The organism is Natronococcus sp. CG52, from assembly GCF_023913515.1.
Taxonomy (GTDB): domain Archaea; phylum Halobacteriota; class Halobacteria; order Halobacteriales; family Natrialbaceae; genus Natronococcus; species Natronococcus zhouii.
Window position 1 is genome coordinate 309,006 of sequence record NZ_CP099393.1, and the last position, 22,027, is coordinate 331,032.

The following is a 22,027-nucleotide window of genomic DNA, read 5'->3' on the forward strand; positions in this document are numbered from 1 at the left end:
AGAGATGAATACATCGTCTGTGATGACTGACTCTGCGTCGAATGCGTGTTACATAGAGGTGCAAACTAAATGGCGGAAATCCTCTCCCATTCGGATAGGGCGTGTCGAGTCGTTCCGAAACCCTGCGTGAGTCCTGGACTCCGTTCGGTCTGAAACAGTTGCACAGCTAAAAACACCATACTATTGACTGGATAGTATTGTGACTGGTTTTCCTGCTCGCTCGTATGGCAATGTGGGGACGACGATCCGTACTGGCGACCTGTGCAGCGCTTTCGACCACCGGCGCGCTCACGTCGATCGGCTCGACCGCCGCGGAAGACGACGGTTCTTCGAGTTCGTCCGCGGGCGAGTTTTCCGACGGCTGGTCGTCCTACCGCGCCGGTCCGGGTAACACCGGATACCTGCCGATCGACGGCGAATTCGAGGAGCCAGATACCGTCGCCTGGGAGTACGAGGCGGACGGGCCGCTCGCCGTCGTCGACGGCACGGTCTACCTGAACGACGGCGAGGAGATCCACGCGCTCGACGACGACGGCTCCGTCGAGTGGACGACAGCGGTCGCCGGCGCGGGCGGGACGCCCGCGGTCGCCGGCGGAACCGTCTACGTCGGCGGCGACCGGCTGACCGCACTCGAGGCCGACTCCGGCGAGATCGAGTGGACGGCCGATCTGGCGGCGACGTCGCCGACCGTCGCCTACGGCCGGGTGTTGACCGCCGTCGACGGGACGGTCTACGCGCTCGAGCCCGACGGCGGCGCGGTCGACTGGGAGCGCGAGACCGTCGAGATAGAGACCGACGACGAGTCCGGACCGGTAGAGCACGCGGTGTCCTCGATCGTGGCCTCGGACGGTCTCGTCTTCGCGAAAACGACGAGCACCGAGAGCGACGTGACCGGCATCGCCGCGTTCGATCCCGAAACGGGAGCGACGGCGTGGACGTGGTCGCCGGCGGAGGATCCGGACGCGCCGTACGAACGGTTAGGGGAACTCGCGGCGAGAGACGGAAAGGTCTACGCCGTCGTCCCCGTGACCGACGGCGGAGAGGGAATGATCCTCGATGCAGAAACAGGGGACCCCATCCGTGGTGGTACCAGCCTATTGACGCCGGCGGTCGGCGACGGGGTGTGGATCTCCACGAGCGACACCGGATTCTCCGCTCAGGAACCGGCGGGAGAGGGGCTGTGGAGCGTACGCGGTGCCACCTTCCAGTACAGTTCGGCGTCGATCGTCGAGGAGACGGTCGTCGTGATCAAGGCCGGGAGAGGGCATGACAGCAGTACGGAACTTGTCGGGTTCGACGCCGAAACCGGCGACGAGCGGTGGTCCGTCGAGCTGGAGGACGACGATCGAGCGACGGTTGAGACCTATGACGTCCCGGTCCTCGGCGAGGACACGGTGTACGTCCGGTCCCGAAGAAGCGGTTCCGATGACGTGCTCGTTGCGCTTCGACCGTCCGACGAGGACGAATCCGACGACGATCCTGTCAAGGATGATCCGGACGATGACGAGTCACCTCAGGAAGACGGCAGCAAAGACGACCCCTGTTGTGAGGACGAAGACGGCAACGACGATTCCAATACTGGCGACGGGAGTGACGACTCCAATGCTGGCGAGGGGAATGATTCTGAGACCGGTAACGGCGGCGAGAGCGACGAAGACGACGGTGTCGGCAGGAATGGAGACGATACCGATGACGGATCGAACGAACCCGACGATACCGGATCGGCGGACGACGAACCCGAACCGGGCGAGGACGACGACGCCACGCCCGGGTTCACGACCGGTGCGGGGATCGTCGGCGGTGCGCTCGGCCTCGAGTGGCTGCGCCGGAAGGCCGGCGTCAATGAATCGACTGGCGTGGACGACCCGGCCGAGTAAGGGCTCATCGTTCGGATTGACCGCTGGGTCGTGCTGGATTCGCGCCTTGTCTTCAGCAGCAACTGACGGAACTACCGTGAGCCTGTCAGAAGAGGTGTGCTGAATAGAGTGCTCTGTAGGAGCACTAGACTGCGGCGACTTTGGGGTAATTGGCGGTGATTGGTTGCGGTGTGAGCCGGATGAATCTTACCCAGATCCGGGGGTCTGAGTAAGCAGATTCCTGCAAAAACAAGAGACTGCGGTAGATTCCAGATACTAGTTCAGTGGTTGACTGTTCTCCGACGATATTGGGCTAATCACGGCGCCGTCTAGCGCTCCTACAGAGCAGACAATTCCCAATGGCTGGGATTAGATGAGTCCGTCTCCGATCAGGTAACCCTATCCAGAGTCAAAGATGCAGTCTCGAGCTATGACCAAGTATTCTGTCGCGTAGTGATCTATCTGAACTCTAATTTGCCAGCGAGCAGTGGGTTGATCTGCTAGCAATACGATCAAACGGGCCGACCAAAGGCTGGCGGAACCTTTCTATGGCGAGTAGACAGGCTTGGAGGCTATTGACTCAGACCAGAACAGCTCAAACAGTCGGTGAAAGAGTCCCCCCTCGATTCGAACAATTCATGCGCCTTCGAGAGACGGTAAACGACACGAAATGACGGTTACTGCATGGTCGGCACGTTCACTCAGAGGTCGCTGGCAAAGCGAGTTCGAGGTAAGGAAGTAGCGCCTCTGGATTCACACGGAGTTTCACCACTTCCTGTTCAACATCATACCGGACGAGCCCAGCGTCAGCCAAGTGTGGAAGATGGGTATGATAAAGGCCCGTGAGGATACGTTCATATCGATCACGTGTTGTCATCCTCTCCTCGATAGCGATGTATTCGGCGAGGTCACCGAACACGACGGCCCCCGGTTTCTGAACGAGATACTGCAAGGCGTGCTGGCGCCGTGTGTGCGATAACGCCTTGAACACAGTCGTTGGGGATACATCTTCGGTAGCGATACCAGCGTTGGAGTCGGTGGCGTTGGTTTTCATGGCTTGCTCCGACCCGGCCTACACGACATCAGGCGACTGTCTCATCGTTGTTGCGACTTCAGCAGAGTTCGAGTACTCACATGGCAATGATTCCCATAAGTCTGCCGATCAAATTGGATATAGGATATGATGACACTCACTTACCACGTAATACGTACCAAAATCGCTCTATGAGAAAAGACACGTATACGGCTCAAAGTCAGTAGATAGTGGACCCAGACACCAGCTAATCAATCGTCAATGAATTCAGGATCATACGGAGACTCGTCGCTGGAGTATGTTTTCTGAATCTCGATCGTCCAGTTTGGAGCGTCGGCCACAGGAAGGACAATCTCCCATGTCTGTTCGAGGGGTATCCCGCGTGCAAACGCACTTGCAATCAAATCAGTCAGTTCGCGCTCAAAGTCGGTAATCGCTTCTGTATCTGAAGGCTCGTTAGTTGGTGTCATTGTGGTAATGAAGGTAAAGTCGACACACAAAGAGAGGGCTAATCTTGTATTCAAATCACATGTACGACTTTACATCTTTGGTGGGTAGCGAATGCCTATAACCATATCGCTGCTCCTCTCGAATTATCGATGGGGAATGGAGTCCTTGATCACGTTCTGTTCGCGTATCTACGTAACAGCCGTGTCAGATACGATTGTATCTGAAGAATCGAATTTTAGTAAAATCAGCAAGATGGAAAGACTCGAAGACATCACAAGGTGATGAGAAACAGACACCCTTAGAACGCGTTATCGAACCGTCCCGAGTGAGCGGGCTGTCGTCGACGAGATGATATCCCGTTCGCCAAGCCGAACACTGCCAGAGGCGCAACACAATTCGAACTGCTGGACGAACTATCAGGCGACCGGTTCACTAATCAGCGGGAACTACCAAAATGAAAGATATAGAATACACCGATAACGAACTCGAAATCGGCGGGGAGTCGGTCGTACTCCCGGGCCCGATTCAGAACATCGTGACGATCGATGACCTGATAATAGTACTATTTCGACCACCTGATGACGAGGCAAGCGGTAGAAATATCAGAGCTTTCGATCGTTCCGGAACGGAACAGTGGTCAGTAGAACCTGCAACGATGCCAACGAGGAAATCGTACCGCTATACGGGACTCAGAATGGAAGGCGATGAACTCTGGGCATACAATTGGAAGGGAGGTGACTATCGGATCGACCCTTCTACAGGGAAAATAGAAGATAGTAAACTCTCGAAATGACCGAGTGACAGCGAGTCTGATTGCGAGACCAATCGATCCGTAAACGTCCACAATCAACGCGAACTGCCACAATGCCAACCGTAGAAATTCATCAGCGACGAGTCAGTGCTGCCCGACTCCACCCGTTCTTTAAGTGGTTCTGACTACAAGGTGGAGCTATGGCGGGAAGTCGTTCTCTCGTATCTTCACGCTCAGTAGCTTGGGCTGTCAGCACTGCTTCCAGGTAGCGAGTCGTAAGTTTATATCGGAAGCCGGGGCCAGCGCCGGCCAATGCATACGACTTCATTATCTCTTGGGTCTATTGGGCTGCGTTGAATCACTAGACGGCGTCGGGGAAGGTCAGTAAATCAAAGGAGTTGAAGCGGGAGACTTCAGTTGTTCATGACCCAAATCTCCCGATTCACCGAGCGTTGCGTCTCGATAGCACAAAGCGTTACGGTGAACGAGGCGAATCCGCCGCCCCGAGCGGTGGCGGCGGATTCGCCGACTATGCCCTCGTTTCGCTGCATTGTCTCCGGATTTACCTCGATGCCTCCTACCGAATGACCATCGATCTGCTGAAGGAAATGCCGCAAATAACAGGCGAGATCGGCCTCAATGCGGCCGATCTCCCCGCACCCTCCACCCTGTGTAAGGCGTTTGACCGGATCGAGATGAGCGTCTGTCGAGTGTTGCTGCGCCAGTCGGCGCAGCTACACGATTCATCCGAACACGCTGCTATCGACGCCACATTCTACGAACGAGATCGTGCGAGTCGCCACTACTGCCACCGAACGAATTACCGCGTTCAAACGCTCAAGGTCACAAAACTCGTCGATACAGCAACGCAAGCTGTGCTCGATCTTCACTGTTCGACGACGTTAGACGGCAGTGACGCGGATCTCTGTGAGCAGATCGCCCGCCGGAACGCGGGCGATCTGCGGTCACTGGCCGCTGAGAAGGGCTATGACAAGCAACAACTCCGCGAACGGCTCCGTGAACTCGACATTCGCCCACTGATCAAACACCGAATCTTCGCACCGTACGATCACGCACACAACGCCCGAATTGACGACGATCGGTACGCTCAGCGGTCAATGACCGAAATCGTTAACTCAGCCGTCAAGCGCTCGCTCGGCTACGCCGTGCGAGCGCGTAGCTGGTATCGAGAGTTCCGTGAAATTGCTCTGATGTGTGCCGTCTACAACATCAAGCGTGCCGTCAAACAGTGAAATCCACCGCCTTACAGCGATTCAACAGTGCCCAATTTTCCAAGAGGAGATCACAGATTGGGAAAAGTACCTGAACGAGTACCTCCCGCCGACTACGGAAACTATCGAGGACCACGGTGGAGAGGTGATCATCGGCATCCCCGACCCAGACGTCGTGGAAGGCGAGTGGGATCACTCCATGACCGCCGTCATTGAATTCCCCTCGGTCGAAGATTCTCGCGCCTGGTATGACGATCCGACCTACGAGGAACTCAAACCGATTCGTCATGAGGCAAGTGAGTACGCGAACGCGATCATCTGTCCCGGGTTTTCTCCGGACGATCTCCCAGACTAATGAATTCTATCTGTGTGACCACGTTTGAGTGGCAAAACCACTGACAGGGTATGTTAGACATTCGGATTTATTAGATTTCTATTATTACTGAACATAGCCTCTGTATTCAGCATATCACTCTTACCAGTGGCTTGTCAGTTCGATCTGGGCTGCTGAATAGATAGCGCGAATGCAGCTCCTTGTTGAACGGTAGGTCGCTCTGCTCAGAGAGTCCGTACAGCGTTTCGAGAATCCACGATTTCTTCTCCTCCAAGACCGCCTCCACGTCCTCCACAATTGCGTCGACAGGCGCTTTCACCCATAAATCCATTGAGTCGTCCATCGAGATGCCAATCGTCGAGCGGTCACGACTCCACTCGATGTCATAGGGCACGACCGTCTGGCCGATATGTAACTCGTTAATGGCTGGTAGTGCGCACGCGCTAGTTCGACAATCCGTTCGTCAACTCCGTCCGCTCCTCGCCCGAGACACACGCTTCGCGGTCAGATCGTTCTCCCGGTTGGTGGGACGGCTCGAAGCGCGGAATCCGCGCACCACATTCATTAGTTGCCCTGGATAAACAACCAAAATATGTCACTCAGGGCGATGATCAGAAAAGACGTTCAGGATTCCGTCCGCTCGGGGATTCTACTCACCATCACACTACTGTTCGTCCTCGTCGCCGGGTTCTGGGCGGCGATTCAACACGTCCCCCCGATGTATGGCGAGAGCGACATCCCAACCAGTACGCTGGCATTGTTGAACAGTATGGGCCAACCGATGGCCTTCTTCGTGCCACTGCTCGGATTGGGTATTGCATACAACTCGATCGTGGGTGAGCGCGAGAGTGGAAGCATCAAACTCGCGCTCAGCTTGCCGAACTCGCGACGTGACATCGTATTCGGGAAGTTCATCGGGAGGAGCGTCGTCTTGGCCGTGGCGATACTCACCGCCTATTTAGTCGTCGCCGTCATCGCGTTGCTGACTTACGAGTCGTTCGCGACTGTTGAGTTCGTACTTTACACCGCGATGACGGTCTTTTACGGGTTGGTCTACGTCGCCATCGGGATCGGCTTCTCGTCAACGATGAACTCCCAGTCTGCGGCACTTGCCGGTGTGACGGGCCTCTACATCCTTTTTCAGTTGGGGTGGGACGCCGTCACGGCTGTTCTACAGACGGTGACGGTCGGATGGGTACCGCCAGAATCCGGACCTCCGGACTGGGTCGTATTGGTCTATGTGCTCAACCCGACGGCAGCAATGGGATACGCGACACGGGCGATAATCCCTGAATTCGACGCAATCACGGCGTATCCGGTGTCGGACGCGTTCTACCTTCAGGAGTGGGTCGGGTTTCCAATCCTCGCAGTCTGGCTCCTCCTGTCGCTCGGATTCGGATATCGAACTTTCGCACGAACGGAAATACAGTAGACAGTCGGTTCGGCGAGGCTCGCGCCGCGTTCCTCGGCGTCGGGTCCTCGCTGTTCTACGTCTACTAGTGCGTCTACGGGGACATGTAAGGTGATTTCGTGAAATAGATAGCGGCGTCATGCTGCACACATCCTCTATATGTTGCACGCTATTTCTACCAACTTCTGAATAGGTCAGGTCGGCTCTATTGAATCCGTAGAGGGAGACGGGATTCACTGTTTGACGGCTTGTTCGACGTTGTAGACTGCGGCTGCGAGAGTGATTTCACGGAACTGGCGATACCATGCACGCGCTCGGACGGCGGAGCCGTACGAGCGCTTGATCACTGAGTTCACGGTTTCACAGATCGAGCGCTGGTTGTAGAGTTCATCCTCGATCCGCGCATTGTGCGCGTGATCGTAGGGGGCGAAGACGCGATGTTTGATCAGTGGTCTTACGCCTTCAGCACGAAGTTCTTCGCGGAAGCTCATGTCGTCGTAGCCTTTGTCAGCTGCGAGGCTGAGCAGGTCGCCGGCGTTGCGCCGGGCGACCTGCGGCCCGATGTTGGTTCCGTTCGGCCACTTCGTGCTGCAGTGAACGTCGATAACCGCGCCCTGCGCGGTATCGACGAGAAACGCCGCTTGTATCGTCCGTACGTCTCGGTCACAGCGGTTGAGGTAGTGGGTCGATGCTTGTCGACGGTCGAAGTACGTGGCGTCAATGGCGGCGTGACCGGACTGCTCGAGCAGCTCCGACGAGAGTCGGAGCAGCTCTCGCCAGATCCGCATCGGCGCTCGGTCAAACGACTTGCAGAGCGCGGATGGGCCGGGGAACTCGCCGCGCTCGAGAACAAGCGCGGCTCGTACCCGCTCCATCTCCTCGGCCCAATCGAGGACTTCAACGAGTGTCGCTTCCATGTGGAGCCGGAGAAAATGCAGGACAGCATGCTTCCAGCCGGCAACTCCGTTGCCGGCAGGATGGCTGATCTGCATCACCGCTGCATCAGTAAGTTTTCGTGTGATCGAGACAGCCTGTTTAACGAAGCGGAAGAGAACCTTGTGCACAAACGGTCCTCTTCCGCTTCAATTCAATCATTCTAACGACTTGTCCCGACGCCGTCGGCGGATTCAATAGAACCGTCACACTCCATTCCAACAACCTCGAGTATCACCTCACCCAGGCCGTCATCAGCTACATCTTCCCACAACTGGAGGGCGTCCCGAAACGGAAAACCATCGTTCGAGAGCTCTCGGACGTCCCGGATATCGAACGCCCACTCCTCGAGAGCGCCGCCCAGGAAATGCTCCAGGTCACACTCACAGCAAATGAATAGAGACGAACTCCTCGGCCAGCTCACCGAGGATATCCTCGCCTATGCGATGCGTGGCTCCTTTCCCGAACAGGAGTTGGCCCGCTCGCTCAAACCGGAACAATTGGACGAGCGCTTCGAAGAGTACGAACTCCTGCTGGATCTCCACTTCATCCTCCAAAACGACGTCGTGGAGTTCGTCCGGACCCTCTCCGGACATCTCCGCAGCATCCGCACCGAAACCCGAACGACCTCACGAACGCGACGCGGCACCGTCGACGGCCGGATCAACTGGGGCGACACGATCAAGAAGCGCTACTCACAGTACCCTCGAGACAACTCGATTTTCGTCTGCGACAATCGCTCCGAGGACTACGATATCCCGGAGAACATCGTCCTGAAGCGCCTCATCTCGATCATTCACCACACAATCCAGGAGGCAGAGGAGTACCTCCGTGCAGACTACGACTGGGTATCCGAGACCTGGAAGGGGAGCGACGATCTAATCGACGAACTCCAGCGAATTGTCGAACGCAACGTCCACGTCCGACGGATCCGTGAGCCCAATACGTACGAACCGACAGAGCGGATGCTCACGACGGCCGCGAACTCTCGTCAGGAAGTGTATCGAAATGCAGCCTCACTACTCAGATCACGCCAGCGACTGTTTGACGGCGACTCCGATGCAATCCGCCAGCTACTCGAGCAGACCGCGATCGCGCCGGACGATACGGATTCACTGTTCGAACTGTTCGTACTCTTTCGGTTCATCGCAACGATCGAAGACCTCCGAGAGAGCACGCCACAGTTCCAGACGATTGCAACCGATCGGCAGGAAGTCGCTCGGTTCGACGGCGACCAAGAGATTGTGCTTTACCACGACAACTCTGCGCGTGATCGAAATCTCTCGTTCACCGCTGTTCCCGACGAAGCAGACACCCAGTCCCGGACTGACAGGGTACAGCGTGTCGCCAAGGAGGTCGCTGGCAACTACTTCGACAAAGAGTACCGGGACCACACCAGGCGGCCGGACGTAATCGTCCTCGAGATCATCTCTGAGGACGGCGGCCACGAGTACCTGATCGTCGAAGTCAAAAACAGCGCTAACGAGGACACAATTCGGAGAGGGATCAAGGAGACACTCGAGTATCTCGCCTTCTTGCGTCTCAACGAGCAGTACGTCTTCGGACGCGATACTGAGGAGTACTTCGGGTCCGGCTGGAACGGCCTGCTCGTTGTCCAGGATCTGCAACGGGAGACTGCGTCGCTCGAGGAACAAGCTGACAGTGAAATCAAGGTTCTGCAGGCCGCCGAACTCGAGAACCAGCTGGAACAGGTGCTCAAACGGAAATTATGATTCTACGTCTTAATTTAGTGCCTTGAGAGAAGAGGAGTTGTGCCCTGTAACCGAAATATATCCCCGCGAACCAAGCGCCCACATAAATACAGTAGTTTGCTGTTTCAGCAACACTCCCAAATTGTCAATCTCTTCCAACCACGTAACCTCGATCAGATCCCGAATTGTGCCATCGGTGCCTGCTGAGTAGTCTGATAGTGCACAACGATAAGGCCTGTCTCGACCCCCGTCCGTTTGTGTTTTGCGTCCATCTCACTTAGAACTGCAACCGAAAACAGTGTCTCGCTACCGAACGTCTTCTCATGACTCCGGAGCCGATGTGTAAACGACGACTTCTTACCCCACTATATTCACGTCACGGTGACGAACGCGGTAGAAGTCAGGCTTTCTGGGGTGTCAGGCTTCGATTGGGAGGAGTTCATGCCAGTCTGCTTCTGCGAGTTCGAACTCGAACCTGTTCTTACCTTGTACCCGCCCACTAGTTGAGCCTCCTTGAAAGATGTAGTGGGTGTAGATAATTTTCTCAGGGATGATATTGTCGGGGAATTCAGGAAGGATGAGAATGCTATGCGTTTTTGAGGCGGCTTCCAATTCAACATTAGCCGTAGTCAGTCGTGGCGGGAGTTTATCGCGGTATATTGACGCCTGTTCTTGTGGGTTTGAGTTGTACGTGAATCCCTCTTCATCGATGATCTTCATTTCATCTAGTGGGTCCCATCGCTGCAGTGTGTCGCTGCAGTTCTCGATCTCGAAGATCGCGACGAATCGTTCATTGGTGGTCTCACTCATCGAGATCTCGGAGACATCGGATTTGAAGAGGTTCAAGAGGGTCACTGAGAGCGTGTCGCCTTCAATAGTGATGCCGGAATCGAGTTGTGTGCGGACCGAATAGGCGTCTATCGGACACGAGACGGACTCGTGAGGGGCTGAAACACTGAGTTCTGTGTCGGGTGAGTCCGACGTAATCTCGGTGTAAGCGGTTTTGATCCGGTCGAATTCTTCCCCATCCCCTCCTTGGTCTGGATGGTGTTTCTTAACGAGTGCGGTGTACGCAGCGTCGATAACTTCGTCACTTGCCCCTTCACTTACACCCAAAATTTCGTACGGGTTGCTCATGCCAGGTTTTCTCTTGTAATGCTATATGAGTTCTCGGTTCTGTTGAACTCTCTTCTTCAGATGTGTTATGCCTGAAACAGCGGTTGCATAGAGATGCGGACCTATCGCTGTTACTTCTTTCAACTACCGGTGGTGTGAGGAAAGTGGTAGTGTACCGAGAGTTCCATCATTTCTCGAGTAACACCCTCGTCGTAGACCTCGAAATAACGACTGAACAGCAACAACTTCCCGCTGCGAGTGGCTCGGTCAGCGGATTGAAGTCGCGAAAGATCACGATCCCCGGTCTCAAGTGCTCATATGTGTTGTGGCGCGTCCTCAATCTAATCCCCTCTAGTAGACTCTGTTAGTGGTTCTGTGAACGAGAAGGGCGTCGGCGTCATAGAATCTTTACAATTCACTCCTTTTTGTAAACAAATCTCTCGAATCCGATCCACATACTCTTCAGACGCGGATCGGTCAAGGCTGAAGATTGCCAATTATGTTTCTCATGACTGAAACTCGATGTACAACACTCGATCGAGCGCACCATGCGTCTGGGATGAAGAGATACCTACCTTGACAAACTGACTGTGATCTACCGGTCATCGTAGTCGCGGTACTGGCAGTCCCATCGAACGGGACACTCATCGCACGTCGCCTCGTCGGGGAGGTTATCTGGATCCATCACCGACCAACTGTTGGTCTCTCGAGCGTGCTCGAGGTGGTGCACCGTCTCGGTGAATCGATCCATCGCTGCCCGGACATCGGCCTCGGTGAACTCGAACTCGAGGCGCGTGTCCTCTGGGTCGTCCTCTCCTAAGAAGTACAGGACAACACTGTCAGGGAATATCCCTTCTTTCCGGGCGAACAAGCCGGCATAGACCAGCAACTGTTCGCGGTAATCATCGAGATACCCTCCGGAACTCCCGTCCGGCCGCGTACTCGCTTTGTAATCACAGAGCTGTACGTTGCCGTCGTCGTCAGCGATTACGTCGGCAACGCCTGTGAGCAGGAAGCTACCCGTGTTGAATCGGAGTGTACACTCCGTATCGATGATTTTTGGATAGAGGTCAGGCCCGATTCGTCGGTTGAACCGGGCGACGTGCTCGAAGACGGCGTCCACAGCAGCAGTTCCCATCGGCAAGATCCGCTGGTCGCGAAGCGCCGTGACGACATCGTCGAACTCCTCGCGGAGGTCAGACGTCGACGGAACCGAGCCACCAGTAACGCCCTCGACATCACCGTTGTAGTACCGGTGGGCCCAGTCTAGCGTCTGGTGGACCACTAGACCGGCGAACAGCTGAGTCTGACGGCCGGCTGCAAATTCGCTATCCGCGAGGTAACCGTACTGGCGCTTACACCGCCGGAACGACAGAACATCGCCGACGATGCTGTACGGCCGTTGAAGACCACCGGACTGGGATTCGGAGATGGCCGTCCCCGGGGGTGCGATTCGGGCCCCCTGGTCGACGCGCTGGGAGGAATCGAACCAGGATTCCGTCAGGGGGACGCCATCGTCAGCGCCGAGCGACGGAAGAACCGTCGACCCATCCGCACCGCGGAGATAGTAGTCGGCACTCAGCAGGACGAGTTTGTCCTGAGCGCGCGAATGAGCGACGTAGAACTGCCGGATGAGGTCCCGCTCGGCGCGCGTTACGACATCGGTTGGTGGCGTTCGCTCTGTGTACGGAGCGAGTTGGTCGGCGAGGCGGGGTAGCGGGTCGCCGTCTTCGAACGTTACGACCTTGTCGGACGTTCGCTCGAGGCTCGCTACGAAGACGATCGGGAACTCGAGTCCTTTCGCCTGGTGGACGGTCAACACCTGAACGTGGTCTTCCGGAAACGTATCGTACGGGTCCTCCGGGTCGTCGAGAGGAACGTTTTCCAGGTATTGGCAGAACGTCCAGTAGAAATCCGAGAGGAACCGGACCGAGGTGGTCGCGAAGTCGTCGTGAGTCGTCCGAGTCAGTCGCCGGTCATCGGTGAGCCCACGAGCGATCCCTTCGAAGGAGTCGAGCATTTGGCTCAACTTTCCGAGGCGTTTTTTGCGCGCGGGGTTTGCTGTCTCAGTCCATGTAGAGAACGGTGGAAGCGACCGAAGACGGTTGAACACACCCACTGGAGACAGCCGAACAGCCTTACCCTCGGTGGCGGTCCGAATCTCCCCGGCTGTCTCCTCAATGAACGCCTGCAGTTCGGTCGCACCGTGACGGTCGATGACGCGTTCAAGGGCCGACGTCCACGTGTCGAGTTTGTTTCCGAGACCACCGTAGTCGAGGACGTTCTCCTCGGCCCACTGGAGATCAGGATCGAAACACCGGGCGAGCGCGCCCAACATCGCCTGGATCTCCTCATGTTCGGCAAATGCTTTGTTTCGCGGGTTGTGGACGGGGATATTGCGCGCCTCAAGTGCGGACACGCATTCCCCAACAAACGTCCGAGAATCCCACTGGGACCAGTATTCTCGGGTGCTGTGAGCCAGCAACGCGACCTGACTGAAATCTTCGATACCACCGTCAGCACGGAGCCGCTCTACCTCCATAGCGAACTGAGCCGCTGCGTCGGCTTTCGTATCGCCTTTTAGCAGCAGGACGTTCGGTTCGTCCGTGGGATCGCGGTGAGCCCGAATCGGTTCCTTTCCGTTAGCGCGGGCACCAGGGACCTGCATCGTTGGGTTGTGGCCGATGTGGCGGTTCGTCCATTGGACGATCTCCGGGCGAGACCGGTAGTTCATTCGCAGTTGGCCGCTCGTTACAGCATCGGGATCGAGTCCGAGTCGGTCCACCAACCGGTCGGCGAACTCGATGAGACAGTCGACGGTACCACCCCGAAACCGGTACAGCGCCTGGTCATCATCTCCGACGACCATCATCGTCGGAGGTGAATCTGGCATCAGTTCGGCCAGTCGGAAGTAGATCTCCTGCTGTAGCGGATTGACGTCTTGATACTCATCTACTGCGATGCGCTGCAGTGGCGCCTGATCTCGCTGATCGTCGCCGGTGACGAAGCGCTCGCCTGCTTCCGACTCGAGGAAGTCGAGGAACCACACCTGCAACCGCGCGAAGTCACACCGCGAGTGATTACGGAGTGAGTCGAGGTAGTCACGGTATCCGTCAGCGAGTCGCTGATGGGCAGGATCGTCAGATGCAACGAGTTCATCAACGTCGACCCGGAACTGCGAGATCCGGTTGAACAAGGTGGTCGCCGCCCCAGCAGCGATCGCTTTCGAGCACGTGTCGTCGCGAATGTGATTCTCAGGACTCGGAACTGCATCCGGGAAGGCGGCGATGTCCCCCTGTGCGAGAACGTCGACATAGTCGCTCATCTGTGAGATGAACATCTCTTGGGCCTCCGCGTCGAGTAACTGAATGTTCCGATAGTCATCGAACCGGAAGTCGCGCATGATCTCGCCCCAGAGTTCGTGGTTCGTCCCGACGTACAGGTCGTCGACCGAAATGACGCCCGCGTAGCCGAGAGCCGTCAGACGAGACTCCAGGCGTTGTTTGAGATTCCGCGCGGCCTTCTCAGTAAAAGTCGTCACGATGATACCCGTTGGATGGACACCGTCGACCAGTAGCCACTTGAGGACGGTTGCACCGACGACCTCGGTTTTTCCTGCACCTGGACCCGCGGTGAGGTGGAGGGGGCCGGTTTCGTGGCGGATAGCGTTCTGCTGGTCGATGTTGAACGACCAGTCGTCGCCGGTCTCATCGCGTTTGACCGCTTCGATCGCCGCAATGAGTTTCTCGGTGGTCCATCGTCCCGGTGGAACCAGGGTCGATTCATCTGCCGTTGAAGTTGTATCCTCTACAGTCATTTGGGATGGGCAGTGCTCATCAGGGCGATGGGCCCAATCATCGCCGACGCCTCAACGAAGGCGTTTCGCTGGTTGTGTAGAAACAGACGGTCGTTCCAACGGCGCTGGCGTCGCCGTTTACTCCCAAACCACCCTGTACGCGCGCCCGTTCTCCGGTCGATTCATATCCGACTGAAAACCAGTCGGATGGTCGTGTTACTCGAGTGCGTTTCTGATATCGCGGGAACGCTCGCTGATTGCCCGACGAGAGACGAGGAGCACCTCGGCCACAAGCCGCTGGGAAATCGAAACCGCGGAGGACTGACCCGCGAGGTAGACCGCCGCCGCGGCCAGGGACGTTGCGTTGCGGCCGTTGTCTATCATTGGGTCGGCGTCCATCGCTTCAGCGAGGAGTGCTTCACCGTTCGTCGCGAGCACCGACGGCAGGTGACGGCCATCAGGTTCGTCGTCAACCGCTCCAGCGACCGCTGCTGCGTAGCGTGGAACAAAGTCCCGCGGTTTTACCAGCCGAGTGCTGGGGTTGTCGTCTTTCCGAACGCACGTTTTTGAGCGAATCAGCATCTGTGTCCGTTGAATCGTATGAGAATCGAAGTCGGTGTGCTCGGCGATGGTTTCCCATTCCCGAGGCGTTCGGTGGACGGCCGCGGCGATACCGACCGCCCCTGCTGCGCACACCTCTGGTTTGTATTGTCGAAACAGGTCTGCATCCTCGTTGTTCTCGTGTGCACCGTGGAGGACCCGTGCAGCCTCTGTGTGTACGTAAATGGGAAGGTGCAGTTGAGCGACTAGGTGCGCGACCTCCGAGAGCGCATACTGTAATGCGTTCGTATTGGTCGGCCTACATGTACGCTCATGAATATCACGGAGGGTTTTCGGATGCCGTACCTTCCGTATGTTTCCAGTCGAAGGGTCGAGCTCGTGGTAATACCGTTTTCCTGGCTCATCCCGCTGGTTGCCCACACACGAACCGAGACCCTTGTCGTGTCTAACAACAGTTGCCGCCTGTGTTCGATGGTTAGTTACGTCTCCCGAGCGCGACTGCTGCCACGTTCGCTCGTCCTCGGGGTCTGCCATCGCCCCCCGTACGACGAGGGAACACACACTACAGACCACCTCGTATCGGTCTACGGTCGTGCCTGCACCACACTCGGGGCACCCAGAATCATGTTCGTCGCTCGCATAATCTCCGTTCTCATCATTGTCGGTGAATCTATCGCTTGAAGACATCACCTGTAAGTATGATCTCCCGGTATATAAATCGTATCCAAGCCATTTTGCCGAGTGTATGTGGCTATAGATCATGCAATTTCACCCAGATTCTCTAAGTTACGAAGCCCACTGTAACTCCTGAGTTACAAAGCAGCCATAGTGGCAACACACCAATAGTTTACAATTGGAAATAGGCCTATCGGTACTATGCATGTACGCGGTCTTTGTAGACGGAGTCCAACTGAGATTGCGCTGACGGGGAAAATGGTTACTGCTTAAGTAGTGCCCCGGCATACTAACAGATGGTATGACTTCCAGCGATACAGAACACGGCAAAGGGGAACAAGATAACAACGAAAGCCGCCATATAGAGGATCCTGATAATCCTGAAGGGATTAAGTACGCACACGCGATGCCATCTCGGCGCTCCTATGACAGCCTTGCATCAGATATCAGTGTTGAGTCTGCAGTCGGCGAACTTGTGGATAACTCCAGTGACAGCGCTGTTCTGTCCGGAATTGAAAACGTCAATATCTCGTTTGACTTGAAAGAGATCGACGGAAACGAAGTTCTCGTCTACCAAGACCCGGCTGGCGGAGTCCGCAGACGCGATGCAGGCATATTCATGGGCATCGGACGGAGTCGTGACGAAGGTGCAGACGAACAATATGTCGGTACATTTGGTCTGGGTGCCAAACGTGCCCTCCGGCGGTTAGGAAATGAGTTCACAATCGCCAGCAGACACCATGATGAGGACGAAGGATGGGAGTACACCGTTCCTAGTGAGTGGTTCGAAGACAACGAAGACGATGACGCATCAGAGTGGAAGTTCGAACTAGAACCTGCAGATCTCGAACCCGGAGAGACGGTTATTGAGATTCACGATCTGAATTTCGACTGGGAAGAACGTCGAGATGGGCTTAAGGAGTGGCTCGCCACTACGTATCAGAAGTTCCTCCGGTCAGATCCCGATGTTCCGCTCAATATGACGATTGAACTCGATGGCGAACAGATTGAAACGCCAGAACCAGTCGAATGGAGTTACTCCCCATGGCTCGATGGCTTACACCCTCGTACGTTCACCGGCCTTGAGTTCACGAACAACGGAACTACCGTCCAAGCACAGATCACGATCGGCGTACTTCGCAAAGGAAACCGGCACCGTACTGGTACGTATATTTTCTGCCAGAACAGACTGGTTGAAGGAAATCTTACTGATGAAACAGGTGGGTTCGGCCTTACACTTCGGAAGTTCAATCCATCCCAAAACAAACGACTCCGAATCGAAGTCGAACTCTTTGGCGATGCTAGCGACTTGCCGTGGTCGGCGGATAAGAGCAGGCTTCAGCCTACCCACTGGACACTTACTCCACAGCCAGGAAAAGGCGTGTTCTGGTGGCTCGACAGAGTTGCAGATCGCCATATGAGTGCGAGTCGGTATGGAACGTTTGGTGATTTCGTCCACAGTCCCGCAGTCATTGAACCGTATAGCGCCGATAGCCCTTACGCAGCCAACAGCGGGGAGATCGAGGAGATCGGCATCGGGAAGAAACAACGCAAACTCCGACGCGGAGAGGTGGGTCACGTACGGATCCATTATAAACCATCAAACGACTACGACGCCATCGACCGTCTCGGGAAGATTGCTGATACCCATGCGCGGTTGGGTGTTGTCGCCGAATCGATGTCTGATATCTCGATAGCAGAAGGCACTGGCGGGTTCAGTGGGGAACACTACCCAGAATGGGCCCGACCCACCTATGAGGCATTAGTTGGCAAACGATTCGTAGACCGGTACTTCGACATCAAAAACAAGGAATTCACTCACGAGACAGCCGAGCAGATGCTCGATTCCAACGATCCCGTAACACTCGTTGCCGACGCACACAGCGTTACTGGTGACTACCAAACGATTGCTCAGTACCTCACAGAAGTGAGCGACCTCCCAGATACTGACAATTACAACATCAACAGCGAAGGGAGTGATGATGTCCAGGATTTGATTGATCAGATCGTCAAGGCCGCCAACCGCACCTTTACGAGTGAAACGCGTCGGACTGAGGATCCGGTTTGGGCCGTCCCAAGATATCACGCTCAACTGGCAATAGGAGCAGCTGACGACGTGGATGTCGAATCCTTCGAAATCGGTGATAGCCCGATCCTTCGGTTGGAAACCGGTGGACCGATTGCAAAAGAAGATGACGAGAAAGAAGGTTCCTCTAAATCTACTTCTGGGAAATCGGACCGCAAACAGCAGGACGCCTCCACGGTTGACGATGGTAGCAAACAGAAACCACTCATCAAAGAACAGAACGACGGTCCTTCCGCATCGCCTACGAAAGATGACAGCACGAAGGAGGGCGAACAATCTGCTCCAGGAAAAAAGGCAGATCGTGAGTCGCCGACTACAGATGAAAGGGGTGCTGAATCAAGCCGAGTTACTCTCGCGGAATTCTGTGAGCAACACTCAGATCTCGTTGGAGATCTTGACGAGGAGACGCTCAAAGAAGACGACGCATTGATTGAGCACATCAGCGAACGTCTCAGAGTTGCCAACTTCGTCGCCGAACAGGGACAGAAGATGAAAAACTGATCGGAACCTAACCCAAAGCCAACCGAGACACCTACAAACATATAAATTTTGAGTACGCTAAGAACCCGTTCACGCCAGGCGATTACGTGATCAAGCCGGACTACGACGATCCAGATCTGGCCGTTGTTCTCAAGGTCGCGGACAATACCGACGACCGAAACACCGCTATAGCGTTCCTCAAACACCTCGAGAAAGAATTAGGCAAACAGACGTGTTCCCCCGGCTGGTCTTGGTTCACGCTGTGACGAGGCAGGTATCGACTCCTATTCGTACGCTCATACCGAACTCACCTTCGAACCCCAGTACTGATCTTCGTCATGCTCAGCCAAACTGAAACTCTCGAGGATACCAGTAATCGGTCTCGGGTTCCAGCGCTGCCTTCGGCTCGATGACGGGCGAGTCCCGGTCCAGAACGCCGAGGCTCTTCAATTGACTCGCCGTGTTCGAGATGAAATGGCTGTGAACGATCCGTTTGAGGTAGTCGGGATCCTCGTAAATCTCGTCACCACGGCCCTGTTCGATAAGGTACGGCGCATCGCCGCCGTCGGAATCCGTATATACCAGATTCAGAAAGGTGCTCGGATAATTGTTGATCAGCGTCGTACACAGTTCCTGAATAGAGACTCGGTCACCGCCTCGTCGAAGTAGAACCTCGAACAGGGATACGAACTGATTCCGGAGGTACGTCGCGATCGAAGGGTGATTCTCATAGAGCGGACCGCGTTCTTTCAGCGTTTTCAGGTCGGCAACCGACTCGATACCATAGCTCTGCAACAGCGTCCACCCCATCGAACCCTGTTACGTCAGGCGATACTCATCACTCTGCTCGTGAATCATGCCGAGGTACTCGGCGAGGCGAAGCATCCGCTTGTACGCGCGACGGTACGGGTACTCTGCCTCCTCCACCAGGTCGCCGATCTCGTCACTGGTGGTTCGATCGTGTCCACCGATCGCGACCACCGACATCAACTGGTTCAGCGGATTGGTGTAGTTCGGGAGTCGCCGTGATTGCTGGTTGCCAGTCACGTACATGCTCTCCAGCTGATGGCGCGTGTTGTAGATCCTTCATCTCCGCCGCGTAGGGATGTTTCTCCGCTACGTCCCGTACGTCACGATCGACTTCGAAGACGCCGATGCCCTTGCTCAGCGCGAGATCGTGCACCCGGTTCAGTTTCGTCCGGTCGGCCGCCAGGTACGCGTGATCGACACCGCGCTGGTAGCTGATCGCCTGTCCGAGCCCCTTCCGGAGATTCTCGGTCCCCTTCACCTCGATCGCAAACACGCGGTTCGACGGGGTGTACCCCAAGACGTCAGGTTTGTACGGCCCGATTGAGACGGAGTGGGACGGATACTGATCGTAGAGTCGAGAGTAGCCCTCGCGAGACTGATGCACCTCTGGAACGTGGACGAAGAAATCGTAGCCGCGGTCGTCGAGCCAATCTGCGAGCGGCAAGAAGATCTCGGCTTCCGCTGTCGAGGTTCCCATATCGCATATGTAAAGTTGTTTCGGTAAGAAAGTTCCTTTGGCTAAGAAATTCTTTCTATGGTGTTTTCACTTGTCAGGGCCGATCTCACTCTATATTCAGATTAATCACACAAAAGTAACTCAATATATTTCTTGATATAACACTCCCTCATCAGTTATGGATACGTACTTTCTCTTTCCATGATATTCTGTGTACATAAATCCTAATTCCTCTAGTTCAGATACATGTCTTGTTACAGTACTTTTTGCGATATTAGTCTCTTCGGAGAGTTCCGAAAGAGATAGATCAGAATCTAAATACGCAAGATAGGAGAGGATTTCGAGTTGTCTATCGGAAAGGGAAACCGTAAGATCAGGGAACACTAATTCAGTAACGGAACCATCAATATCGCTAAATTGTAAAACTGCGTCAACATCGTGCTTGTGCACAAATGTCGCTAGTGCGAGAGGCAGATAGATATCCCTCGCACCACCTCCCAGTACCACGACCATCTCACCCTGTTGGTTGGTTATAAGCGACGAACACTGACCGATCGCCGTGTGAAACGCGTCGTAACGTATTTCAACTCGGTCGACAGTTGTACTGGGTTGTAATTCCTCGACTAACCGTTCGACATCCGCGACGGCCTCGTTTGCTCGAGAGGACTCGTTTTGATCGTTCGGTTGGAGGAGAACGATTCGATCACCTTGTTCAAGGCCGTTTGTCAGGATTGGACGAGTAACTCGAGTACTGTCGAACCCGATCGTAGAAACGTAAGTGCGCATGCACAGTGGTTATGGGTTGCAATCCAAAATAGTGGTTCCGTTTCAAAGCCATGGGATACAGCAATATGCATTCCAGAGAACTGGGTTGGACATCACACCGTAGTGCTTGAGTTATACTTCTGGGGTTGTATCTGCTGCCGTGAGTTATAGACGATGACTCGGTCCCGCGGGACACGCTACCAATTATTCACACAAATGAAGTAATTATCTGATAGCCGAAACTACTATGGTGTGTCGTCGTGGTTGATTGACCAGATAGAGTAAATTCCAAGAGACGGGGGAGGATCCACTGATCAATGAGTGGGTTATGCACAAAACACAGAGAGAGTTACAACACTACCGATGGAAACGCAAAATTGGCACCATGGATTTGAGAACGGGTTTGCAAGGACGCTCAGTGATTTTCTTGAGCCGTACTCGCCGACCATCGTTGTCAAAGATTCACAGTTGCAGAAACGAGGACAGCATGCGAGGGCGCAGTTACGAACGGTACCGTTTTTCCAACTCTTCGGATTCAATTCGGTGATCCACGCTGAGATTTGGGATAATCAGTACAAGATGGTCGACTACGAACCCACGGAGCCGGCAGCGGCACTCGAACGCGTGGACGACCTCTCATTCCCGCTTGTGCATATCGTTACGCAAGAAGGGATCACGGAGTACGGCGAGGAAGAACTCGTCCGTCGATTGGTGAGACGGTCGATCGAGGAAGGGGGAGAGTACGTCCTCGTTACGGATACAGTTTCACCGACGACGCCGACGTACACCAAGAAACCGGGGAAATCACTTCCCGATGAGTTCGTCGATATGACCGTGAAAGATTACGCTCATCTCTCGAATACGTTCCTGAGAGAGTACCTCGACTCACGACTTCCGGTCGTGGAAACGCGGAACCTGTTCCTTCACGCAACATCGACGATTCACAACCGCGAAGGCGCACCTGCGTCGTCGATCGAGGAGTTATTCGATTATACGAAGGCGCCGTCACAGAGTCCGGTCTGGGAATCCGTCGAATACTTCCTTCGACACGATCTCGAGAGCGTCCTTGAGGATTATTCTGAACACATTCGGGAGGCACTGCGATCGTGGATGGAACGCGGCGACACCCAGAAAGTGGCCAACCACATTCTCGAAACCTTGCAGGTGTGCAACTACGATGAAACAGAACTAGAAACGTATCGACAACGCAACCCACAGTACCGATGACAGCCAATAACTACCGAGAGGCGGATGGAAAGCCGGAGAAAACGCTCGTCAACTACAACACAGTTCGGCCACCTGAACTGAAGCAAATCTGCAAGACACTATCGAAGCACGGGTCCGGGGCAA

The 22,027-nt window shown here is 55.2% G+C and carries 17 protein-coding genes, 1 other RNA gene and 2 pseudogenes; 9 read left to right on the forward strand and 11 right to left on the reverse strand.

All coding sequences use genetic code 11. From position 1 onward, the window contains the following. The first annotated feature begins 224 nt into the window (after window positions 1-224). Entirely contained in the window at window positions 225-1,877 is a 1,653-nt protein-coding gene (locus tag NED97_RS22790) for an outer membrane protein assembly factor BamB family protein (RefSeq protein WP_252491046.1), read from the forward strand. Between the two features lie 676 nt (window positions 1,878-2,553). On the opposite strand, the gene NED97_RS22795 is transcribed toward NED97_RS22790, so the two are convergent. Then, window positions 2,554-2,910 carry a DUF7344 domain-containing protein gene (locus NED97_RS22795; RefSeq protein ID WP_252491047.1) on the reverse strand — a complete coding sequence of 119 codons (357 nt, stop codon included), beginning with the start codon at window positions 2,908-2,910 and terminating at the stop codon, window positions 2,554-2,556. A gap of 230 nt (window positions 2,911-3,140) precedes the next feature. Beyond that, on the reverse strand, window positions 3,141-3,359 hold the full coding sequence (locus NED97_RS22800; protein WP_252491048.1) for a hypothetical protein: 219 nt from the start codon (window positions 3,357-3,359) through the stop codon (window positions 3,141-3,143). 434 nt (window positions 3,360-3,793) lie between these two features. Between NED97_RS22800 and NED97_RS22805 the strand changes: the two genes are divergently transcribed. The 3 genes and pseudogenes from NED97_RS22805 to NED97_RS22815 all read left to right on the forward strand — a co-directional run bounded on the left by NED97_RS22805 (window position 3,794) and on the right by NED97_RS22815 (window position 5,677). After that, on the forward strand, window positions 3,794-4,132 hold the full coding sequence (locus NED97_RS22805) for a hypothetical protein (RefSeq protein WP_252491049.1): 339 nt from the start codon (window positions 3,794-3,796) through the stop codon (window positions 4,130-4,132). Between the two features lie 381 nt (window positions 4,133-4,513). Further along, window positions 4,514-5,343, forward strand: a pseudogene (locus NED97_RS22810) (IS5 family transposase). Next, the gene (locus NED97_RS22815) at window positions 5,327-5,677 is read left to right on the forward strand and encodes a DUF1330 domain-containing protein (RefSeq protein WP_252491050.1); all 351 of its coding nucleotides are present in this window, start codon (window positions 5,327-5,329) and stop codon (window positions 5,675-5,677) included. The pseudogene NED97_RS22810 and the gene NED97_RS22815 overlap by 17 nt, the downstream one beginning before the upstream one ends. 106 nt (window positions 5,678-5,783) lie before the next feature. Here NED97_RS22815 and NED97_RS22820 read toward each other — a convergent pair whose 3' ends face one another. Further along, on the reverse strand, window positions 5,784-6,050 hold the full coding sequence (locus NED97_RS22820) for a hypothetical protein (protein ID WP_252491051.1): 267 nt from the start codon (window positions 6,048-6,050) through the stop codon (window positions 5,784-5,786). A 198-nt stretch (window positions 6,051-6,248) separates the two neighbouring features. Between NED97_RS22820 and NED97_RS22825 the strand changes: the two genes are divergently transcribed. Continuing rightward, entirely contained in the window at window positions 6,249-7,088 is an 840-nt protein-coding gene (locus NED97_RS22825) for an ABC transporter permease subunit (protein WP_252491052.1), read from the forward strand. A gap of 212 nt (window positions 7,089-7,300) precedes the next feature. Here NED97_RS22825 and NED97_RS22830 read toward each other — a convergent pair whose 3' ends face one another. Further along, window positions 7,301-8,131 carry an IS5 family transposase gene (locus tag NED97_RS22830; protein WP_252491053.1) on the reverse strand — a complete coding sequence of 277 codons (831 nt, stop codon included), beginning with the start codon at window positions 8,129-8,131 and terminating at the stop codon, window positions 7,301-7,303. 261 nt (window positions 8,132-8,392) lie between these two features. On the opposite strand from NED97_RS22830, the gene NED97_RS22840 reads away from it, so the two are divergent. Further along, window positions 8,393-9,733, forward strand: coding sequence for a hypothetical protein (locus NED97_RS22840; protein WP_252491054.1), 1,341 nt, complete (start codon window positions 8,393-8,395; stop codon window positions 9,731-9,733). A gap of 396 nt (window positions 9,734-10,129) precedes the next feature. Here the strand turns inward: NED97_RS22840 and NED97_RS22845 are convergent, their stop codons facing one another. From NED97_RS22845 to NED97_RS22860, 4 genes are all read right to left on the reverse strand, one after another. Then, entirely contained in the window at window positions 10,130-10,849 is a 720-nt protein-coding gene (locus NED97_RS22845) for a J domain-containing protein (protein ID WP_252491055.1), read from the reverse strand. A 574-nt stretch (window positions 10,850-11,423) separates the two neighbouring features. Further along, window positions 11,424-14,645 (reverse strand): ATP-dependent DNA helicase, encoded by a 3,222-nt coding sequence (locus NED97_RS22850; RefSeq protein WP_252491056.1) that lies wholly within the window; start codon window positions 14,643-14,645, stop codon window positions 11,424-11,426. A 4-nt stretch (window positions 14,646-14,649) separates the two neighbouring features. Then, window positions 14,650-14,716, reverse strand: an RNA gene (locus NED97_RS22855) — hammerhead ribozyme type II. 124 nt (window positions 14,717-14,840) lie between these two features. Next, window positions 14,841-15,872, reverse strand: coding sequence for a transcription initiation factor IIB family protein (locus NED97_RS22860; protein ID WP_252491057.1), 1,032 nt, complete (start codon window positions 15,870-15,872; stop codon window positions 14,841-14,843). 289 nt (window positions 15,873-16,161) lie between these two features. On the opposite strand from NED97_RS22860, the gene NED97_RS22865 reads away from it, so the two are divergent. Both NED97_RS22865 and NED97_RS22870 read left to right on the forward strand, forming a co-directional pair. After that, complete coding sequence (locus NED97_RS22865; protein WP_252491058.1) at window positions 16,162-18,447, forward strand: ATP-binding protein; 2,286 nt, start codon at window positions 16,162-16,164, stop codon at window positions 18,445-18,447. A 29-nt stretch (window positions 18,448-18,476) separates the two neighbouring features. Continuing rightward, window positions 18,477-18,756, forward strand: a pseudogene (locus NED97_RS22870) (hypothetical protein); the annotation flags it as partial. A gap of 12 nt (window positions 18,757-18,768) precedes the next feature. Here the strand turns inward: NED97_RS22870 and NED97_RS22875 are convergent. The 3 genes from NED97_RS22875 to csa3 form a co-directional block, all read right to left on the reverse strand. After that, complete coding sequence (locus tag NED97_RS22875) at window positions 18,769-19,236, reverse strand: hypothetical protein (RefSeq protein ID WP_252491059.1); 468 nt, start codon at window positions 19,234-19,236, stop codon at window positions 18,769-18,771. A 133-nt stretch (window positions 19,237-19,369) separates the two neighbouring features. Next, window positions 19,370-19,933, reverse strand: a complete 564-nt coding sequence (locus NED97_RS22880) for a hypothetical protein (RefSeq protein WP_252491060.1) — start codon at window positions 19,931-19,933, stop codon at window positions 19,370-19,372. A 120-nt stretch (window positions 19,934-20,053) separates the two neighbouring features. Beyond that, window positions 20,054-20,698 (reverse strand): CRISPR-associated CARF protein Csa3, encoded by a 645-nt coding sequence (csa3, locus tag NED97_RS22885; RefSeq protein ID WP_252491061.1) that lies wholly within the window; start codon window positions 20,696-20,698, stop codon window positions 20,054-20,056. A 342-nt stretch (window positions 20,699-21,040) separates the two neighbouring features. Here csa3 and NED97_RS22890 point away from each other — a divergent pair, with 342 nt between their 5' ends. Then, window positions 21,041-21,904, forward strand: coding sequence for a hypothetical protein (locus NED97_RS22890; protein WP_252491062.1), 864 nt, complete (start codon window positions 21,041-21,043; stop codon window positions 21,902-21,904). The last annotated feature ends 123 nt before the right edge of the window (window positions 21,905-22,027 follow it).

What these genes read in the sequence shown, in the direction of transcription:
- NED97_RS22880 (WP_252491060.1), bottom strand. Translation starts at nt 19,933, where the DNA reads ATGGGAACCTCGACAGCGGAAGCCGAGATCTTCTTGCCGCTCGCAGAT.
- NED97_RS22795 (WP_252491047.1), bottom strand. Translation starts at nt 2,910, where the DNA reads ATGAAAACCAACGCCACCGACTCCAACGCTGGTATCGCTACCGAAGAT.
- NED97_RS22805 (WP_252491049.1), top strand. Translation starts at nt 3,794, where the DNA reads ATGAAAGATATAGAATACACCGATAACGAACTCGAAATCGGCGGGGAG.
- NED97_RS22840 (WP_252491054.1), top strand. Translation starts at nt 8,393, where the DNA reads ATGAATAGAGACGAACTCCTCGGCCAGCTCACCGAGGATATCCTCGCC.
- NED97_RS22850 (WP_252491056.1), bottom strand. Translation starts at nt 14,645, where the DNA reads ATGACTGTAGAGGATACAACTTCAACGGCAGATGAATCGACCCTGGTT.
- NED97_RS22865 (WP_252491058.1), top strand. Translation starts at nt 16,162, where the DNA reads ATGACTTCCAGCGATACAGAACACGGCAAAGGGGAACAAGATAACAAC.
- NED97_RS22800 (WP_252491048.1), bottom strand. Translation starts at nt 3,359, where the DNA reads ATGACACCAACTAACGAGCCTTCAGATACAGAAGCGATTACCGACTTT.
- NED97_RS22860 (WP_252491057.1), bottom strand. Translation starts at nt 15,872, where the DNA reads ATGTCTTCAAGCGATAGATTCACCGACAATGATGAGAACGGAGATTAT.
- NED97_RS22890 (WP_252491062.1), top strand. Translation starts at nt 21,041, where the DNA reads ATGGAAACGCAAAATTGGCACCATGGATTTGAGAACGGGTTTGCAAGG.
- NED97_RS22845 (WP_252491055.1), bottom strand. Translation starts at nt 10,849, where the DNA reads ATGAGCAACCCGTACGAAATTTTGGGTGTAAGTGAAGGGGCAAGTGAC.
- NED97_RS22875 (WP_252491059.1), bottom strand. Translation starts at nt 19,236, where the DNA reads ATGGGGTGGACGCTGTTGCAGAGCTATGGTATCGAGTCGGTTGCCGAC.
- csa3 (WP_252491061.1), bottom strand. Translation starts at nt 20,698, where the DNA reads ATGCGCACTTACGTTTCTACGATCGGGTTCGACAGTACTCGAGTTACT.
- NED97_RS22790 (WP_252491046.1), top strand. Translation starts at nt 225, where the DNA reads ATGGCAATGTGGGGACGACGATCCGTACTGGCGACCTGTGCAGCGCTT.
- NED97_RS22825 (WP_252491052.1), top strand. Translation starts at nt 6,249, where the DNA reads ATGTCACTCAGGGCGATGATCAGAAAAGACGTTCAGGATTCCGTCCGC.